Genomic DNA, 18,643 nt, shown 5'->3' with positions numbered 1-18,643 from the left:
CTTTTTAAATCCAGCGTATTCTTTTTATATCCAGCGTATTCTTTTAAAATCCAGCGTAAAGGAAAAAAACTGATTTCAGAAAGGTTGCCTATTGGTGCACTTGTATAACTTTTTGCTCCCAAACTCATAAAGCTTTGGAGCTATCTTTTCATTATCAGAAACTCGTTCAATTACTCAGAGTCCGGTATTTAGAGAAGTAATATTGAGGCTTGGAATTTACTCAATATAACTTAATATTAATACTCTGATCCGGGTTTCTTGTGGAGTCACAGATAATATTACTTTTATAATATGTTACGTTTTGAATTCCTGCACTTACTGTGGTTTGACTCCTTTCCTATCATCCTTTGAGCTTGATATTAAGGCTGGCAGGATGTTAAAAGGTTGAATAATCTCATTGTCGAAATTTTTAGTAGAGCCCTGCTTTGGCATCTCCATTTTGAGGTCATTATACAGTGTTTGTGTGTGTGGCCAAATACCAGAAGAAGGCCTGTGAAAAGACCTGTTAGGTCTTGCTTCCTTAAACCGCATACCATAAAACTGTAGATAAAAATCATCTGCTTCCTTTTTCAGGTCAACTTCAAGTTTTCCGGGATGCAACTTGTCTGCTATATACATTAGTCCCAATATCCAGCGAGGGCTTCCAAAATCCCAGGAAGGCGGAATTTCATAGACCCTATGCTGCGTCACAGCATCGACATGTATTTCATATTTCTGGCACAGGGCATAGAACTCATCGAGAGGACGAGAAAGGAAACCGGAGACAAAAATAACCCCAGGATTGTGCTCATTGATAAAGGAAGGGGAAACACTTACACCCAGTTTACCTTCCTTTTGAAGCTGCTTATTGATACTCACACCACCGGAAAATGTCACAAGGTTATTTTCCATTCTGCCGGCATTCAGGGCAAAGAAAGGAGAGCCCATGCAATAATACACATAATAACTACTTTTTCCTGCTGAAAGATTCTGGACAATTTTCAAGCGCTTATGAATGAAAGAAACAAGTTCTTCTCCTTTTTTCGGCATATTAGCTTTTTCAGCAATAAACCTGATGAACTCCAGATAAGAGTACGGCTGACGTATCATATAATGTATTTGTGTAAGGGTTTTGGGGTTTGAGACCTTACTCCAGACATCCATTAATTTATCCTCACCCCAGATATCCATTAGTTTATAATCGTCCAGTACTCCCAGGCATGTAAGTACTGCATGAACCATACTGAAAGCCTGGCTTATACTGTAACTGTCTATTAAGCCTGCTTCACTGAAACCTTCAGTGGAAGCTTTACCCTGAACTGGAATGCTGTAACCGCAGCTACATTTGTGACTTACCCAGGGTTTTACAAGCCTGGAGCCAAAAGGCCTGTAAAATTCCCGCTCTATCAGGAGATTGCCACATTCAGGACAGTATGTGTTTAATAGTTTCGTGCCTGGCGAATTAAAGAGGTAGACAAAATCCAGATATCTGTGCAGGGCAGAACAAATTTTTTCCGCTTCTCCCACTGATGGCTCCAGTTCTATCGGGGCATAGCCGAAGGGCAGGAATCTCATGACATGCAACGGAATAGTAGAAGAGATATCAGATACTGCCTCTGCGACTTTTATAACATCATCTTCATTTCCCTTTGAATAAGCAACTGAAGTTTCAACATGCACTCCCATGTCAAAAAGTCTGGAAATGTTGCGAAAAACAGGAGTTGATGAAGTAACTCCACAATTTTTATAACCTCTGTCAGAATAACCTTTAATTCCCACGTTCACAAAATCAACAAGCTGTCCAAACTCTTCTAAAGTTTCACTTGTAAAATAGCAGTTGGTTGAACAACCTACAAGTAAATTTTTTTCCTGTGCCTGTACTGCAAGGTCCCTGAAAAGATAGTAATTGGCAACAGGATCATTTATTGCTGAAACTACGCCCAGGCACTCTTGTTGTAAGACCCTTTTCACTATTTCGGATGGACTGAGTGAGGATTGTTGGGACGGAGGTCTACTTGATGCTGGCATCCGTGCCATACAACCAGGACACTGAAAATTACATCCTGTACTGAAAATTTGCAGGAACTTGCCTGAAGGATAAAAATGATGTAAAGGGACTGCTTCTATTGAAATTGGATATGCTCCCAGATATCCCATACCGGGGTACTGGGTTATTTTATTGCCAGTGCTTACATAAGTGCCACATCTGCCCATACTATGCTTATTGATTTCGCACCTGACTTCGCATATATTGCATTGCATTTAACCTCCCTCAAATAATACCACAATAAAGCTAGAGTCATCCTGAACTAAGCTAGAGTCATCCTGAACTATATGGCAGGAAATATTTTATTAGTTTCCAGTTTCGCGTATAATTTGAAGTTTTTCTAACTGAGGCATTTTTGAATTAACATTCCGTTCCGGGAAAACTGTATCTGTTTTTTTATATATTTTTACTTTAACCTCTTTTATGCTTAAAACACCATCATCATCCATTATTCGAGTTTTAAACGTTATGTCTATTATTACATATCGATATGATATATTTTATCAAGACAGTATGCATCAGGATTTAATATTGTAGTGTTCTTCGTTTTTGTGTCAAAATACCGCATCTATATGATTTAATGGTTTGACCGTTGTGACTATTTATACATAACGGTTCGAGGTTTTTGATCATACAAAGTTCCTCCCCAAACTCAAAAGGCACAGTCATAAAACAGTATATGATATTCATAAGTATGACCCTAATTTTGTCAGTATGTTGGAACTTTTAATTTGTTCAGTGAAAACTAAAGGTCGAAAGATACCGTTTTTATATCAACACTTTTTACATAATTATCCCATGTGCGCATTTTTTGATTCATACCTTGAAAATTTAACTGATGATAATCTATATATAGTATTAAGTAGGAAATAAGAATCTGTATTCCGCTAAATAAGTTATTGTTATGTTTAGTTGAACATACCAATGACAAAAAAAATTTAAAATGTTTGGAAAGGAGTACACAATACAAGAAAACTGGCAAAAAGGAGTGTTATGTAAAAAAGACATATTTCATACAAAAATAGTATACAATGTATAAATTTGAGCAGGCAACATAAGAAATCCAGTAACTTTGCATAGAAATTCACCTAGCTGTTCAAAATATGGAATTCAAAGAAACAAATGAGTTTCTGGGCAAAGTTTGCGTAAATGCTGAAGGAGTGTAAAATGACAAGAAAAATTGCTTTCTATGGAAAAGGTGGAATCGGAAAGTCCACCACTCAACAAAATACTGCAGCTGCTATGGCATATTATCATGGTAAAAAAATTTTTATTCACGGTTGTGACCCCAAAGCTGACTGTACTCGTCTTGTGCTCGGTGGGGTAGCTCAAACTACAATAATGGATACTCTAAGGGAGCTTGGTGAGGATGCTGTGACAGCTGAAAATGTCATAAATACCGGTTTTGATGGAATAAAATGCGTTGAGTCCGGTGGTCCAGAGCCCGGTGTTGGCTGTGCAGGTAGAGGAGTTATCACTGCAATTAATCTCATGGAAGAAATGGGAGCCTATTCTGAGGACCTGGATTTTATTCACTTTGATGTATTGGGCGATGTTGTCTGCGGCGGTTTTGCAATGCCTATTCGAGAGGGAAAAGCCCAGGAAGTATACATAGTTGCTTCTGGAGAAATGATGGCGACTTATGCAGCAAATAATATTTGTAAGGGCCTGTTGAAGTATGCTGAACAAAGCGGGGTGAGATTGGGAGGAATTATTTGCAACAGTCGCAGAGTGGATAATGAACTGGAAATGATGGAAGAATTTGCTTCTGCACTGGGAACGCAGCTGTTATACTTTGTACCACGTGACAATATTGTCCAAAAAGCAGAGTTCAATAAAAAGACTGTAGTGGAGTACGACCCTACATGCAATCAAGCACTTGAATACAAAGAACTCGCCAAAAAAATCCTAGAAAATGACATGTTTGTTATCCCTAAACCATTAAGTATGGATCAGCTAGAGAAAATGGTTGAAAGATATGGTCTTATGGATTAATTTAGGAGAGATGAATAATGAAGATGGTCCGTGCCATATTACGTCCTGAATGGACTGAAGAAGTAACCGACGGACTCGCAGAAGCCGGTTATTACTCCCTTACAAAAATAAACGTTTTCGGAAGAGGGAAACAAAAAGGGATCACTGTTGGGGATGTGCACTACGATGAACTCGCAAAAACAATGATCATGATGGCTGTAGAAGACGAGGCTGTTGACAAGGTGATTAAAATAATTTCCGGAAAAGCATACACAGGCAACATGGGAGACGGAAAAATCTTTGTGAATACGATTGAAGCTGCATACACAATTAGTTCGGGTGAAAAAGGGTTATAAGGAATAATATAATAACTAAAAAATTTTGAAAACCGGGAGGTTTTCATATGAAAGAAGTTACTGCAGTCGTTAGACCTAACAAGATGTCGGTTACGAAAGACGCACTGGATAAAATTGGTTATCCGTCTATGACGGCAATTCCGGTATTAGGAAAGGGTAAACAAAGAGGGATCTCAGGAGAGCTTAACTTCTACATACAACCAAAGCTGCTCGCGAAAAGGTACAGCACAGGTATGAAGTACATACCCAAAAGACTTCTGAGCATAGTTGTAAATGACGAAGATGTGGATCAGGTGATTAAAACCATTATTGGAGTCAATCAAACTGCCCAGATTGGTGATGGAAAGATTTTTGTCGAGTCCATTGACGAGGTTATTCGGATCAGGACTGGCGAAAAAGGAGAACTAGCTTTAAAATAAACAGATACGAGGCCTGTAAAATGCCGTTGAAATTATTCTGTTGCGATGAATGCATACCTGAGCGCCAGAACCATGTTTACATAAAAGAAGAAGGAGAAGACACAACTCAATATCTCCCACTCTCAAATATAGAAACAATACCCGGATCATTATCTGAAAGAGGGTGCAGCTATTGTGGAGCAAAACTCGTTATTGGTGGAGTCATCAAAGACTGTATTCAGATGATACATGGACCGGTAGGATGTGCTTATGATACCTGGCACACGAAAAGGTATCCCAGCGATAATGACAATTTTCAATTAAAATATGTTTGGTCGTCGGACACAAAAGAAAAACATATTGTTTTCGGAGCTGAGAAGCAGCTCAAAAAAGCGATCAAAGAAGCTTTCAAAGAATTTCCAAAAATCAAGCGAATGTTTGTCTACACTACCTGTACAACCGCATTGATAGGAGACGATCCCAAAGCAGTATGTCGTGAGGTTGAGGAAGAGCTTGGGGATGTGGATATATTTGTTGTCGAATGTCCAGGATTCGCTGGTGTCAGTCAATCAAAAGGACATCATGAACTGAACATCGGCTGGATGAGAGATAAGATCGGAACGCTTGAACCTGAAATTAAAAGCGAATACACAATTAACGTCATCGGCGACTACAATATTCAGGGAGATACCTACGTACTGCAAAGATATTTTGATAAAATGGGAATACAGGTCATTGCTCATTTTACCGGAAACGTAACTTATGATCAACTACGCTGTATGCATAGGGCAAAGCTGAATGTGGTCAACTGTGCGCGTTCTGCAGGATATATAGCCAACGAACTTAAGAGAGTATATGATATCCCAAGAATGGATGTAGATACGTGGGGCTTTGACTATATTAAGGTAGCACTGAGAAAGATTGGAGCTTTCTTTGGACTGGAAGACAAAGCTGAAGAAGTAATTGCAGACGAGGTTGCAAAATACGAAGGAAAACTTAACTGGTATAAGGAGCGGCTCAAAGGGAAAAAGGTCTGTATCTGGACTGGTGGGCCAAGACTGTGGCACTGGACAAAGGCTCTTGAAGACGATTTAGGTATGGAAGTTGTTGCAATGTCTTCTAAATTTGGTCATCAGGAAGACTTTGAGAAGGTTATTGCCAGGGGAAGAGTCGGGACGATTTATATTGATGATGGAAATGAACTTGAGTTTTTTGAAGTACTCGACAATATCCACGCCGATATTATTTTCACCGGGCCCAGAGTTGGAGATTTAGTCAAAAAACTGCACATTCCATACATTAACGGACATGCATATCACAACGGTCCATACATGGGTTTTGAAGGCGCAGTAAACATGGCGAGAGATATGTATAACGGAATTTATTCTCCGATGTGGAGTTTAGCTGGAAAAGATCCGAGAGTGGTGCAGGAATTATGAATGAAAAAATCGAGGAAGTGACCGCCCTTATTCAGAAACAGTGCTTATGGCAATTCTTTTCAAGAAGCTGGGACCGGGAGGAAAACATTGAAGGTATTATGACAATGACCGGCAAGATTCTGAACGGAGATAAAATAAATCTTGTAACGCCGGCAGATAAGGCGTTTTATTCCGATGCAAAATTTTTGGCTGCGGAGATTCAGAAAAAAATGCCCTGGCTCTTCGAACTCGACAAGTCAGGAGTACTGGAACTAATTGAAGGCGTCAAAGAAAGACTGCTCTATATTGCTGTAAAAAAATCACGTAACTGCGAACTGAACTTGTCAAATTACTAAACAAAAGGCGGTAAAAAAGATGTCGTGTGAGCTGATGTTGAAAGAGCGAACAGGAATCATTAATCCAATGTATACCTGTCAGCCTGCAGGTGCCCAATTTGTGGGAATTGGTATAAAGGACTGCATTCCGCTTGTACATGGCGGTCAGGGTTGCAGCATGTTTGTCAGGTTGTTGTTCGCTCAGCATTTCAAAGAAAATTTTGACATTGCGTCTTCGTCTTTGCATGAAAGCGCCGCCGTTTTCGGGGGCGCAATAAGGGTAGAAGAAGCGGTTGAAGCACTTATTGCGAGATATCCTGACCTGAGGATCATACCTATTATAACGACCTGTTCAACTGAAACTATTGGTGACGATATTGAAGGTATAATCCGGAAAATGAATAAAATAATTAAAGAAAAACATCCTGACAGAGATGTGAAGCTCATAGCTATGCATACGCCAAGCTACAGCGGGAGCCAGGTGACAGGTTACGATACGGCAATTAGCGCGGTTGTAAAAGCTCTTGCAAAAAAAGATGAGCCTTCCGGAAAGCTGAACATATTCACTGGATGGGTCAATCCAGGAGATGTTTCTGAAATTAAGCATATATTATCTGAGATGGAGGTTGACGGAAATATACTTCTGGACACTGAGACCTTTGACGCTCCTATTATGCCTGACAAATCGGCATTCGCATATGGAAATACAACCATTGAGGAAATAGCTGATTCTGCCAATGCTATCGGGTCAATTGCATTAAGCCGTTATGAGGGCGCAAATGCTGCAACATATTTAAAAAATAACTTCGGCGTGCCTTCGGTTGTAACTCCAACCCCTATAGGCATAAACAATACCGATATTTTCCTTAAAAATATCAGCAAGCTTACAGGCAAGCCTATACCTGAATCACTGGTTATTGAACGCGGAAAGGCAATAGATGCGATTGTAGACCTTGCTCATATGTTTTTCGCGAATAAGAAAGTAGCCATATTTGGGAATCCGGACCTTGTCTTCGGTCTTGCGCAGTTTTGCCTGGAATGCGAACTTGAACCTGTGCTTTTACTTTTGGGCGACGATAATACACTGTATAAACTTGACCCAAGGCTCGAATCACTTAAAGAGAAGGCAAATTGCGATATAACAGTTATCTGGAACGCTGATTTGTGGGAACTGGAAAGCCGTATCAAAAACAAATCCATAGACATCGATTTAATTTTGGGGCATTCAAAAGGACGATACATTGCAATAGATAATGATATCCCCATGGTCAGGGTAGGCTTCCCAACATTCGATAGAGCAGGGCTGTGGAAATATCCAGTAATCGGATACAAAGGAGCAGAATGGTTAGCTGAAACAATTGCCAATACGATTTTTGCATCCATGGAAAGTAAGCATGACAGAGAATGGATAATTAATGTCTGGTAAATGAATGGAGGCAAAAAATGGAGAATTATCTGGTAGTAGCAGCATTTGTCATAGCGGAATTTTTGGGAGCTTTAATTTATTTCAAAACAGAAGATTCTGTGAAAAGAACGTTGTTGACCTGTCTTGGACTTGGTTTTGCCATTGCAGTGGTTCTTCTGGATATTATCCCGGATGCTACTGAGGATTTTTCAGCAGGATACTGGTTGATTGTGATTGGGTTCATTGCAATGGTTGTGGCAGGATTCTACACTAAAAGTGTTGGAAAGTATTCAGCCGTTTTAGGATTAGCAATTCACAACATTGCAGAAGGCGTGATTATAACCACTGAGTTTGGACCGATTTCTCCGATTTTAGCAGTCGGAGCAATTCTGCACAAACTGCCAGAAGGAATGGTTTCCTTTTCATTACTAGATGAATTAGAAGACAAAACCAGGTTTGCAATTGCAGCTTTGATCGCATTGTTAATTCCAGTCGGTGCGATTGTACCTATCTCTGACAGCATTACAAAACCGCTTATGGCGCTTAGTGCTGGTGTTATCCTTTATGTTGTAGGAAACCTGTTGATCACTATCATTTCCAAATATTATGTAACTGAAATCGATAAAGGAAAACTAAGTAAAAAGCACGATCTAAATATAACTACGCTATCCTCTGTGGCGGTTTTCGGAGCAGTAATAGCCTGGATATCCTGTTTGATGGCGTAAAGTTGTAGCTAACGCGATCAACAAATTTTTTAACAAATTTTTTATTTTTTGGTTGAAACCAATTTCACAAACTAGAAAATAGAGGGGAATATGGTCGGCATTGCTAACGAAAGTGTAGTGTTTTTTGGGCATTTAAGCGAACTTTATCAATTAGCAAAAGAAGGGAAAATTGAAACTAAACTCCAGGGCAGCCATACCCGTCCCTGTAAATTCTGGACGGCAATGAAAATCCTGAGTGGCATTAAAAATACTGTTGTCATTGCTCATGGTCCCAGTGGCTGCGCATTTGGAGTAAAACAGGCTTACAAGCTCACAAATTGTAGAAACAGTGGTTCTCCATATGAGTCCATAATTACTACAAATATAGACGAGAAAGCCATTGTATACGGTGGCGAAAAGGAACTAAAAGGCGCCATACTGGAGGTGGACAAAAAGTATAAGCCTGACGTTATTTTCGTAGCAACAAGCTGTGCCACCGGAATAATTGGGGATTATGTAGATGCCATAGTAAATAAAATCAAGCCCAAAATTAATGCCGAAATCATGGCCATTCACTGCGAAGGCTTTGCTGGAGAATACAGGAGTGGGTTTGACCTGGTTTTCAGGCAGATTGTTCAGCTTATGGATAAGCCTGATTCGGAAAGCAGATCAAAGCTTGCTAACTCCGTCAACATCGTAGGGGGCAAAATGGGTCCTGAGAGGACGGAGATTGAAACTGATGTTAAAGAATTGAGGCGGTTAATAGAAAGTATGGGTGCAAATGTAAATGCCGTGATAGCAGGCAATTGTTCACTGGAAGAAATAAAACAGGCTCCCAGTGTGGCGGTAAATTGTACCCTTTGCCTTGATCTGGGATATGCGATAGGAAGAGAGATGCTAGACCAATTTGATACTCCCTTGAACTCCACTATCCTTCCTTATGGTATAAGCGCAACTGAGAGGTGGCTGAGAGAAGCAGCAAAGCATTTACACATGGAAAATGAAGCTGAAAAATTAATCAAAAGAGAATATGAAGCCATCCGCATCGAGTTTGAAGAGGCAAAAAAATACCTTGCAGGCAAAATGGCAATTGTTGAAGGACATGATGCGATAAAGTCTCTGTCAATTGCTCATATGCTTGAACGCGATTTTGGTATGAGGGCAGTAATATACAATTTTCATCCATGGAGTACGCAGGCAAGAGAAACAAGTATTGATTACCTCTTAGAGACCGGGCTTGATCCGGAAATACTGATCACAAAAGGTACGCTTGCCTTTGGAAAATATGAGGCAATGGTTCAGACTGAAAATGAGCTTATGGAATATCTGGGAGATCTGAATCCTGAGACAACCGTGTATTTTGGGTCATCAATGAGCTTTCCGAATATTCCAGTAGTTGATTTAAATGCCATATTGAACCGCCCTAGATTTGGATATAGAGGAGCCTTAAAGGTAGCTAAATGCATCTGCACTGCTCTTGAGTATTCTTTCAGACCGCGCAGCTGGGTTACGAAAAAAATGGTATTCCCTGAAGACTCCGGGCTATGTTCAGCCCAGTCCCTTACACCGAAACTGGCTCAGGATTTGCCGGATTGCACGGTTTATGCAGGAAGGGAGAGAGGCAAATGTATGATGAGTTAAAATTCGATAACTGCAACCATAGCAAAGACCCTATGGTCGGATGTGCTCTTGAAGGTGCCACCGGAGTGCTGGCTGGCATAAAAGACATTAGCATTGTCATACATTCCCCGCAAGGCTGCTCTTCAACGGTTTCGGCAGCTTATGACGTCCATGAAATTGATTTTACGAAAAGAAAAGTTGCATGCACCAGGCTTTTTGAAACTGATGTGGTTATGGGCGCTTCAAGCAAGCTGAAAAACTTAATCGAAGAAGCCGACTCGAAATTTAAAACTAAGGCGATATTCGTAGTTGGTACATGTGCAGCTGATATCATTGGTGAGGATATTGAAGGCTTATGCCGAAATATCCAGCCACAAATTAATGCGAAGCTTATTCCCTTGATGGCAGGAGGATTTAGAGGAAACCTCTATGATGGCATTGAACTGGGACTGAATGCATTATTTCCCTTTATAAAAAAACAGAAAGAAAAAATTCCAGATAGTGTAAACCTAATAGCGCCTCAGGCAAACCTGAACCCTACCTGGTGGGCAGACTTGAAATGGGTACGTGAAACCCTTGAAAAAGTAGGAATTAAAGTTCAGGCTGTACTTCCTCACGATACGTCTCTGGAAGAACTGGATAATGCTGGGCTAGCATCGGCAAATATACTTCTCAGTCACGATGCGGGGTATAAGTTTGGGGTAAAAATGCAGGAAGTACATGGTATACCACTTATACTATCGGATATTCCACTCCCAATAGGACTTAAAAATACTGCAAGATGGCTTCGTGCAGTGGGAAATTACTTTGGCGTCGAAGAAAAGGTTGAGGCAATAATAAAAGACGGAGAATATATGGCCATTGACGTTCTGAGACGCAGAGGACTGATGATGATTCCTAGGTACCGTAACTGCAGAGTAGCCGTTTCTGCAGATGCGACTATGGGAATAGGCCTGACCAGAATGTTATTTGAAGAGCTGGAGATGATTCCGGAACTGTTGCTGTTCAGATCGCCTGTTTCTGACTCCCAGTTGTTGCTGGAAAATGAGCTTAACGATATGGGAATTACTCCAAAGGTTGTCTTTTCGGCGGATGGATATCAGATAAAACAATCCTTGATGGAAAGCTGTGTAGATGCTGTATTTGGCTCTTCGTGGGAGTATTATCTGGCTGAAGAACTGGGGATAAAGTTTGTGTTTGATGTATTTAGCCCGACAAACCGACAGAATTACTTGAACAGGGCATATTTCGGATACGAAGGCATGTTGAACTTTTTGGAAAATGTTGCAAACGACTGGGAAAGAGCTCTGCGTTCAAAGCACATTAACTGGGAAGAGTATTCGTAACTAGCTAAAAAATGGAGCTTGTAATATGGACACTGAATGTACAACTTTAAATGAGGTAGAAAAACAGAGCTCTGAAAAATTCAAGGTGGCAGTTACTTCAAAGGGTGGAAAACTTGTTGACCAGCACTTTGGGCAAACAACAGATTTTATGATTTTTGAGATTAATGGTGAAGATTATAAGTTTCTTGAGACTCGCTCGACAAAGAAGTACTGCAATGGAGGTCACGAGCTTAACAAGCAATCTCATGGAAAAAAAGAAGCAATAGTAACTATCTCTGATTGTGATGCTGTACTTTCTATGAAAATAGGCCTGGGTGCACAAAAAAAGCTTGGGGAACTTGGAATCGAGTGCATTGAATATTGTTACACCGTTGAGAGGGGATTGAAATATTTGCAAACCATGAGGAAGCAAAAACAAATGAAAAAAATTAGCCCACATTCTACAGCATTATTTAAAATCAATAATTTTTCCTGATTCCAGACAGTAATAAGCTGCCATATATTAAGAAGTATCTTTTTGATGATAGCAGATGCTATGTCAAGAGTACCTTTGCCACTAATATTTGACTGGAAAATTATTGCTGTATTCTAAAAATAAAAAGAGGTACCTGGATGAACAATAAAACAATAGTTATTCTATTTGTTGCAATCACGGCAGTATTAGTTTTCACCGGCTGTACGGGAGAAAAAATCAGTCAGGTGGCACAGGATAATACTACAGAGGTATCCACTTCAAACGATAAAAATGTGGAAAATGCGACAAACGTATCCACTTCAAACGATAAAAGTGGGGAAACTAGAATTGTTACTGATTCGGCAGGCAGACAAGTAGCAGTTCCTATAAAAGTGGAAAGAGTTGCAGATACCTGGATGGGACATAATGAAGTGCTGGCTATGCTTGGAGCTGATGACAGGCTTGTTGCAACTATGTTCAGCTCCAAAAAAAGACCATGGGCGTATAAAGTTTGCCCGGCCTATTATAATGCTGTAACACTCAGCCCAACATATGATGTGGAAGCTTTGCTTGCTACCAAGCCAGATGTTGTTTTCATGCCAAGCAGAGATAAAAATATCGAGAAAGTATCCGCTCTTGGAGTCCCTGTTGTAGAGGTAAGTTTTACAGATTTTGATTCTATGAAAAAATGTTTTTCAGATACTGCGAATGCTTTGGGAGACGAAGAGGCTTTAGAACGTTCACAGAAATATAATGCATATCTGGATAGCAAATTAGAATTGGTAAGAAATATTTCATCCAGAATACCTTACGACGAAAGGCCAAAAGTTCTCCATCTCGTATCACTGTCACCTTTGTGCGTAGATGGTGGCGGAAATATCATCAGTGATTGGATTGAAGCTGCAGGAGGCATCAATGCTGCTGAAGAAGTAAAAGGTGGTATTATGCAGGAAGTTTCAATGGAACAAATCTTGAAGTGGAATCCTGATATGATTATTCTTAGTGTGAATGCCAAATCTGAAGAAAAAGAGAAGATAATGAATAGCGAGTCCTGGAAGAAGGTTAAAGCAGTTCAAAATAACAATGTGTTTGTAAATCCAGAAGGAGCGTTCATATGGAGTCGAGCCGGAGCAGAACAAGCTCTTCAGATTCAATGGGCTGCAAAAACCATCAATCCGGATACGTTTCAATCCATTGATATAAACAATGAAACAAAGTGGTTCTACAAGACCTTTTTTGATTACGAGCTTACAGATGAGGATGTTCAAAAAATTTTGAATGCACAGGCTCCAGATTAATCAGAAACTTTAGTGTAAACTTTGGTTTTTTAGGGGTATCAAGTTGTTTTGCAAGGCTGAGATACATTAAACAACTTAGCCTTTAGCTTTGTGTTCAAGATCTCAGAATAAGTAAACAAGTGGACAGCTACAGTAAATAAGTGGACAGCTACAGTAAATAAGTGAACAGCTACTAAATTATTGAAACATTAACTAAAATTACTTTTCAGGTGAGGTGTGACTATGAGTCTGATTATAGGCCGGGTCTGGAAATACGGAAACAACATTAATACTGATGAAATAATCCCGGGTAAGTATTTGCGGAGCAAAGATATACAGATCTTTGCAGCTCATGCAATGGAGGGAATTGACCCGGAATTCACAAAAAAGTTCAGGTTTGGAGATATCATTGTTGCAGGCACTAACTTCGGCTGTGGGTCTTCAAGAGAGCAGGCTCCTCTTGCCTTGAAATATGCAGGAGTGTCATGTGTTATAGCAAAGTCTTTTGCAAGGATCTTTTTCAGAAATGCAATCAATATCGGGCTACCTCTCATAGAAGTTGATATTGAATGCCAGGAAGGAGATAAAGTTAAAGTTGATCTGGCCAAAGGTGAAGTTATAGTCTCAGACAAAGACACATTCAGGGGAAATAAACTGCCGGATTTCCTTCTTGAGATACTCAACGATGGTGGACTTGTAGCTCATAGAAAAAAACTCCAGAGAAAGAAAAACAAAACAATTATACCAGGTTAATTTAAAGAAAAATGTATGAGTTAATCGAAAGACTCTATATCCTATTGTACCTAAAACAGATCATATTGTGCCTAAAATACATCCTATTGTACCTAAAGCAGATCATATTGTGCCTAAAATAAATAGTATGCCTTAAAGATTAGACACCAAAGACCCAACTACTGGCTTATATGGGAACAATGTCCTTTCACTTGCTCTTGAGACCATTTCAGCCAGAAACGGCAAAGCTTCAAGCTCAATTCCACAATCGTAGTTGTAAAAACGTTTTAATGAAAATGCTGTCTCTTCCATTGAGGCATTTCCAGCACGTTCCCCTAGCCCTGTTACTGTTACACTTGCAAACTTTGCTCCCGCTTTATATGCTGCCAGGGTATTTGCTACGGCCAGGCCGAAATCATTATGCGCATGAATTTCAACAGGAAGAGGGTTATGATCTGCAATTTCTTTTATTTTGCGATATGTTGTAAAATGGTCCAGGCATCCTACGGTATCCGAATATCGGATTCTTATTGCACCGTAAGAAGCTGCAATATCTGCATATTGAAGAAAAAATTCTGGATCTGCCCTTGAGGCATCTTCAGCTCCTATAATAATCGTTACCCCGTAGTTTTGGAGATATTCCATGCATTTTTTCAATTGGTCCAGCACCCAGGTTCGGCTTTTTTGGAGTTTATGTTCAATATGCAGATCGGATACCGGCAAAGACACATGAACAAATTTAAATCCGCAATCAATAGACGCCTTTAAATCTTCTAAATTTGCTCTGTTCCATGCAATAAGGTTCGATTTTATCGGCAGGTTGAGCATTAGTTTCAGGTCTTCACATTCCTGTTTTCCCATAGCAGGAATGCCAGCTTCAATCCATTTCACTTTTGCTTTATCTAAAGCCAAAATTATATTCATTCTTTCTTCAACCGAAAACACAACACCTGCAGATTGTTCCCCATCACGCAATGTGGTGTCAATGATTTCAAAGCCTTCATTTCTAATCACAGGAGATTTCTCCTTTAATTGATAAGTGGACATTAGATTCTTTTATCGCTTCCATATGTAAATTATAAAGAGTTTTAAGCTGAGCATCTGTCACCGGTTTTTTTTGCAGAACCGCTGTATGCCTTACTTTATCAAGCAGTGTAGCTGCTTCCTGCGGACTAAGAGACAGATCCAGTTGTCGAAATTTTTGTGTTAAGGATGCTGTTCCTGAGTGTTTTCCTATCACTAAAAACCTGCTTAGACCAACTTCTTCAGGCTTGATCGCTTCATATAAATTTGGATTTTTGATAATACCGTCAACATGGATACCGGATTCGTGTGCGAATACATTTTTTCCTATAATGGCTTTTTCTCCGGGCAATATAATGCCAGCCCTGTGTAAAATGTTCTCACAATCTGCTGCAATAGTATAACCATTAGGTACCTGTTCATTTTTCCACAAATGCCTTGCTGCCATTAAGACTTCTTCCATGGCTGCTACTCCTGGAATCCCAATACCGCTAACTGCCGTTGCGACATACTCAACGCCTGCCCGTAATGCTGAAAGCGTATTGGCAGTAGCCATACCATAATTATTGCATCCCATGTATTCAACAGGACATTGAGCCATATCCGTGAAAAGATTAAGTTTATTATAAGTAGTGAAAGGGTCCATTTTCCCGTTTACATCGCCCAGTATCAACCTTTTTATCTCGTACTCAGCAATGAAGGGATCTAATATATCTACTATATTTACTTCTTCTACTGGGAATTCCAGTGCATTATCAATACTTAGATAAATTTCCTGATTATTACTACAAACTGTTTGCAGTACATGTTCAGTTAGTTTAAGTTTATCGTGTATGGAGGCAAATGGATCCAGAGAAATATTGATTACTATTTTTGAAAACCCGAGCTTTTTCGCCTTGTATACCTCTTGCTCTGAACATTCCACTCTACATCTTAAATTTTCCAAAAGGTCATCGGTCTTAAATTTAACCATTTTTTTATCTAATTTAACCATACTTGTCTTTAATTTGACCACGTTTGTCTCTAAACTGCTCAAAGAAACATCTGCCACGTCCAGTGAATACTTCTTTAAAACAGACAGAATAAACTTAAAATCGGCAGGATCATTAAATCCAAGGCGTAGTATCTCGTTTATTGTATAATCCACAATTGAAATTTTATTGTTTTCCTTCAATTCAATTCCTTTCCCGATATGTAATTTAACCTGGATTGATGTATTTGATCAAGTGAGTGAATAAGAAACTGTAATCTTTCAAAAGTCAGGAAAATCCTGCATCCACATGTTGTTGTATTTGCATAGGAATACATGCTCTTCTATGCTCATCTACATCTATAATTCTAACATCAATTCCATAGACCTGTTTCATATTATGTTCAGTGACAACAATTTCCGGTTTTCCTGTTTCCATAATTGTGCCCTGATTCATGATAGCTACCTTATTACAGGATAAAAAGGCGTGGTCTGGAAAATGTGAAGTCATTACAACCGATAGCCCAGTTTTAGATAATTCCTTTATGACTTTGAGCGTTCGTATCTGGTTCCCAAAATCCAGATGGGATGTTGGTTCGTCGAGGAGAAGGATTTCGGGCTGTTGAGCTATTGCTCTTGCCATTAAAACAAGCTGTCTTTCACCACCACTGATCTCAGTGTAGGTTTTATTCTTTAGATGCAAGATTCCAAGCCTTTCCAGAGCCTCTTCAGCAATTTTATAATCTTTCGTTCCGGGAACAGATGTTAAACTCAAATGTGGAGTTCTGCCCATCAGAACTATATCGAGAACTGAAAACGCAAAAATTGAACTATTTGATTGCGGGATATATCCGATGATTTTTGCAAGTTCAGTTTCTTTCATTGAGTAAATACTCTTATTTTTCAGTAATATCTCGCCGCTTTTCAGTTTAAGCAAGCTGTTCATACATTTGATTAAAGTCGATTTTCCGGTCCCGTTAGGCCCCAGAATACATAGGACGTCCCCCTTCTCAACTGAGAGGTTTACGTTTTTGAAGACGTTTTTCTTTCTGTTGTAAGAGAACTCTGCATCCCTAATATCCATAATATTGCTCATGACCATCCCTCGTAGCCTTTCTGGAGTAAGTATATGAAAACTGGTGCTCCTATTATGGCTGTTAGTATTCCCAGAGGAATTTCAATGGATGTGGCTGTTCTGCACACATCATCAACCAGCAGAAGGAAAGTAGCCCCCAGTGAAATGCTTGCAGGCAAAAGCTTTCTGTGATCCGGGCCTACGATCATCCTGGCTGCGTGAGGTATTACAAGGCCCACCCAGCCGATGATACCACTTATGCTTACAGCGGAGGCTGTTAAGAACGTACAGCAAAAAATTACCAGCAGCCTCATTTTTTCTGTGTTTACGCCCATTGAACGCGCTTCATCATCCCCCATTGAAAGAACGTTAATTCTCCATCCAATAAGCAGTAGTGCTGTAAATCCGATCAGAGCAGGCCCTATTATCATCAAGACACTGTTACTGTTAACTGCAGAGAGGCTCCCCATAAGCCAGTATACTATTTCTGGCAGTTTGCTGTCAGGATCTGCAAGGTATTTGATACACGAAATGAGAGCAGAAAAGAGTGCTGCGATAGCTATCCCTCCCAGTACCATCACCAAAATAGTATTGCCCCTAAGCTTTTTGCTGAGAGAGTAAGTGAGGATAACTGCAACGAGGCCGAATAAAAAGGCTGTAGCCTGAATCATTACTGCGGAAAAACTGAACAAAATAGCTATTGCAGCTCCGAAACCTGCACCTGATGAGACACCCAGTATATCTGGAGAGACCAGCGGGTTCTGGAAAGTTCCCTGAAAAGCAGCCCCTGAGATTGAGAGGGCAGCACCTACAATCATCGCAGATATTATACGTGGCAGACGTATATCCCAAACTACTGTATAAATGGTTGAATCCAAATTTGTAGTGATAGGCGCAAAAACCGACACTATAGCCAGTATTACTTCCATAGGAGATACTGGATATCTGCCAATCATAAAAGATCCAAAAAACAAAAGTATTGGGAGTAAAATCAATGTGGTTGTTAAAGATATATTTCTAATGGTTTCCCTGTTTATTCGCCTGTTCATTATTCTTTCCACACCAAACGTTTACAAATTATCCGTGGTTTCTTTCGGAGTATCTTTTTCAAGCTCGCTCATTGAGTTCAAATTGTAGTTAGTTTGAGGCTTCAACTACTGGTTTTCTGTTTGACTATGTGAATTTTGTGTGTTCTATTTTAATTTCTCCTGTACTGTTTATTTCTCAATTTGAATTTCTTTGAACTTTTCTTAGGCGTTATGTTCAATTAAACATAACAAATTATATATGTTAAAATACCAGTAATCAATTTCCTATACAATAATATAAATAATTTACTACAAACTCGCTTTCTTACCGTGCCTTCGTGCGAATAAAAAAGAGTTAATAGAAGCACCTCAGTTGGAAAGGTATGTTCTTTTTTAATCCGGTCGCTATCTCTTTTTTGCTTTTGATCCCTGCAGCCATTTCTTTTTTGTGATTTATTCATACCTTCCTTTTGAATAACATATTTCAACTGAAAACTTGAAA

At 39.6% G+C, this 18,643-nt stretch carries 18 protein-coding genes; 12 read left to right on the top strand and 6 right to left on the bottom strand.

The genetic code is table 11. The annotated features are described in order from the left end of the window. Positions 1 to 315 precede the first annotated feature (315 nt). Complete coding sequence (locus tag A9239_RS09205; protein WP_048118436.1) at positions 316 to 2,241, bottom strand: radical SAM protein; 1,926 nt, start codon at positions 2,239 to 2,241, stop codon at positions 316 to 318. 952 nt (positions 2,242 to 3,193) lie between these two features. On the opposite strand from A9239_RS09205, the gene nifH reads away from it, so the two are divergent. The 12 genes from nifH (at position 3,194) to A9239_RS09145 (ending at position 14,066) form a co-directional block, all read left to right on the top strand. Then, positions 3,194 to 4,021: a nitrogenase iron protein gene (gene nifH / locus A9239_RS09200; RefSeq protein ID WP_048118434.1), complete on the top strand. Its 828-nt coding sequence runs from the start codon at positions 3,194 to 3,196 to the stop codon at positions 4,019 to 4,021. A gap of 17 nt (positions 4,022 to 4,038) precedes the next feature. Continuing rightward, positions 4,039 to 4,356, top strand: coding sequence for a P-II family nitrogen regulator (locus tag A9239_RS09195; RefSeq protein ID WP_048118430.1), 318 nt, complete (start codon positions 4,039 to 4,041; stop codon positions 4,354 to 4,356). Positions 4,357 to 4,403: 47 nt separating this feature from the next. Then, positions 4,404 to 4,775, top strand: coding sequence for a P-II family nitrogen regulator (locus tag A9239_RS09190; protein ID WP_048118426.1), 372 nt, complete (start codon positions 4,404 to 4,406; stop codon positions 4,773 to 4,775). Positions 4,776 to 4,795: 20 nt separating this feature from the next. Further along, positions 4,796 to 6,193, top strand: coding sequence for a nitrogenase vanadium-iron protein, alpha chain (vnfD, locus tag A9239_RS09185; protein WP_048118422.1), 1,398 nt, complete (start codon positions 4,796 to 4,798; stop codon positions 6,191 to 6,193). Beyond that, on the top strand, positions 6,190 to 6,528 hold the full coding sequence (gene vnfG, locus A9239_RS09180; RefSeq protein ID WP_048118419.1) for a V-containing nitrogenase subunit delta: 339 nt from the start codon (positions 6,190 to 6,192) through the stop codon (positions 6,526 to 6,528). Before vnfD ends, vnfG begins: the two co-directional genes overlap by 4 nt. A gap of 19 nt (positions 6,529 to 6,547) precedes the next feature. Continuing rightward, positions 6,548 to 7,933, top strand: coding sequence for a V-containing nitrogenase subunit beta (gene vnfK / locus A9239_RS09175; protein WP_048118416.1), 1,386 nt, complete (start codon positions 6,548 to 6,550; stop codon positions 7,931 to 7,933). Between the two features lie 17 nt (positions 7,934 to 7,950). Then, the gene (locus A9239_RS09170; RefSeq protein WP_048118413.1) at positions 7,951 to 8,637 is read left to right on the top strand and encodes a hypothetical protein; all 687 of its coding nucleotides are present in this window, start codon (positions 7,951 to 7,953) and stop codon (positions 8,635 to 8,637) included. 90 nt (positions 8,638 to 8,727) lie between these two features. Continuing rightward, complete coding sequence (locus tag A9239_RS09165) at positions 8,728 to 10,257, top strand: nitrogenase component 1 (RefSeq protein ID WP_048118409.1); 1,530 nt, start codon at positions 8,728 to 8,730, stop codon at positions 10,255 to 10,257. Next, entirely contained in the window at positions 10,242 to 11,582 is a 1,341-nt protein-coding gene (locus A9239_RS09160) for a nitrogenase component 1 (RefSeq protein WP_048118407.1), read from the top strand. Before A9239_RS09165 ends, A9239_RS09160 begins: the two co-directional genes overlap by 16 nt. 25 nt (positions 11,583 to 11,607) lie before the next feature. Then, a complete protein-coding gene (locus A9239_RS09155) occupies positions 11,608 to 12,057 on the top strand; it encodes a NifB/NifX family molybdenum-iron cluster-binding protein (RefSeq protein WP_048118404.1) in 450 nt (149 codons plus the stop codon). A gap of 137 nt (positions 12,058 to 12,194) precedes the next feature. Further along, positions 12,195 to 13,334 (top strand): ABC transporter substrate-binding protein, encoded by a 1,140-nt coding sequence (locus A9239_RS09150; RefSeq protein WP_048118401.1) that lies wholly within the window; start codon positions 12,195 to 12,197, stop codon positions 13,332 to 13,334. Between the two features lie 222 nt (positions 13,335 to 13,556). After that, positions 13,557 to 14,066, top strand: a complete 510-nt coding sequence (locus A9239_RS09145) for a 3-isopropylmalate dehydratase (protein WP_048118398.1) — start codon at positions 13,557 to 13,559, stop codon at positions 14,064 to 14,066. A 132-nt stretch (positions 14,067 to 14,198) separates the two neighbouring features. On the opposite strand, the gene A9239_RS09140 is transcribed toward A9239_RS09145, so the two are convergent. The 5 genes from A9239_RS09140 to A9239_RS19905 form a co-directional block, all read right to left on the bottom strand. Next, entirely contained in the window at positions 14,199 to 15,059 is an 861-nt protein-coding gene (locus tag A9239_RS09140; protein WP_203397932.1) for a homocitrate synthase, read from the bottom strand. Continuing rightward, complete coding sequence (locus A9239_RS09135; protein WP_048118391.1) at positions 15,052 to 16,242, bottom strand: homocitrate synthase; 1,191 nt, start codon at positions 16,240 to 16,242, stop codon at positions 15,052 to 15,054. The genes A9239_RS09140 and A9239_RS09135 overlap by 8 nt, the downstream gene beginning before the upstream one ends. An 85-nt stretch (positions 16,243 to 16,327) precedes the next feature. After that, positions 16,328 to 17,134 (bottom strand): ABC transporter ATP-binding protein, encoded by an 807-nt coding sequence (locus tag A9239_RS09130; protein ID WP_048155183.1) that lies wholly within the window; start codon positions 17,132 to 17,134, stop codon positions 16,328 to 16,330. Beyond that, complete coding sequence (locus A9239_RS09125; RefSeq protein ID WP_048155187.1) at positions 17,131 to 18,162, bottom strand: iron ABC transporter permease; 1,032 nt, start codon at positions 18,160 to 18,162, stop codon at positions 17,131 to 17,133. Before A9239_RS09125 ends, A9239_RS09130 begins: the two co-directional genes overlap by 4 nt. Before the next feature lie 218 nt (positions 18,163 to 18,380). Next, positions 18,381 to 18,643 (bottom strand): hypothetical protein (locus A9239_RS19905; protein WP_218104588.1); only part of this gene is annotated, 263 nt, incomplete at its 5' end.

It is taken from the genome of Methanosarcina sp. A14, from assembly GCF_001729375.1.
Classification (GTDB): Archaea; Halobacteriota; Methanosarcinia; order Methanosarcinales; family Methanosarcinaceae; genus Methanosarcina; species Methanosarcina barkeri.
The sequence above is the reverse complement of the archived record's forward strand: the minus strand, read 5'-3'. Positions and strand labels throughout refer to the sequence as shown.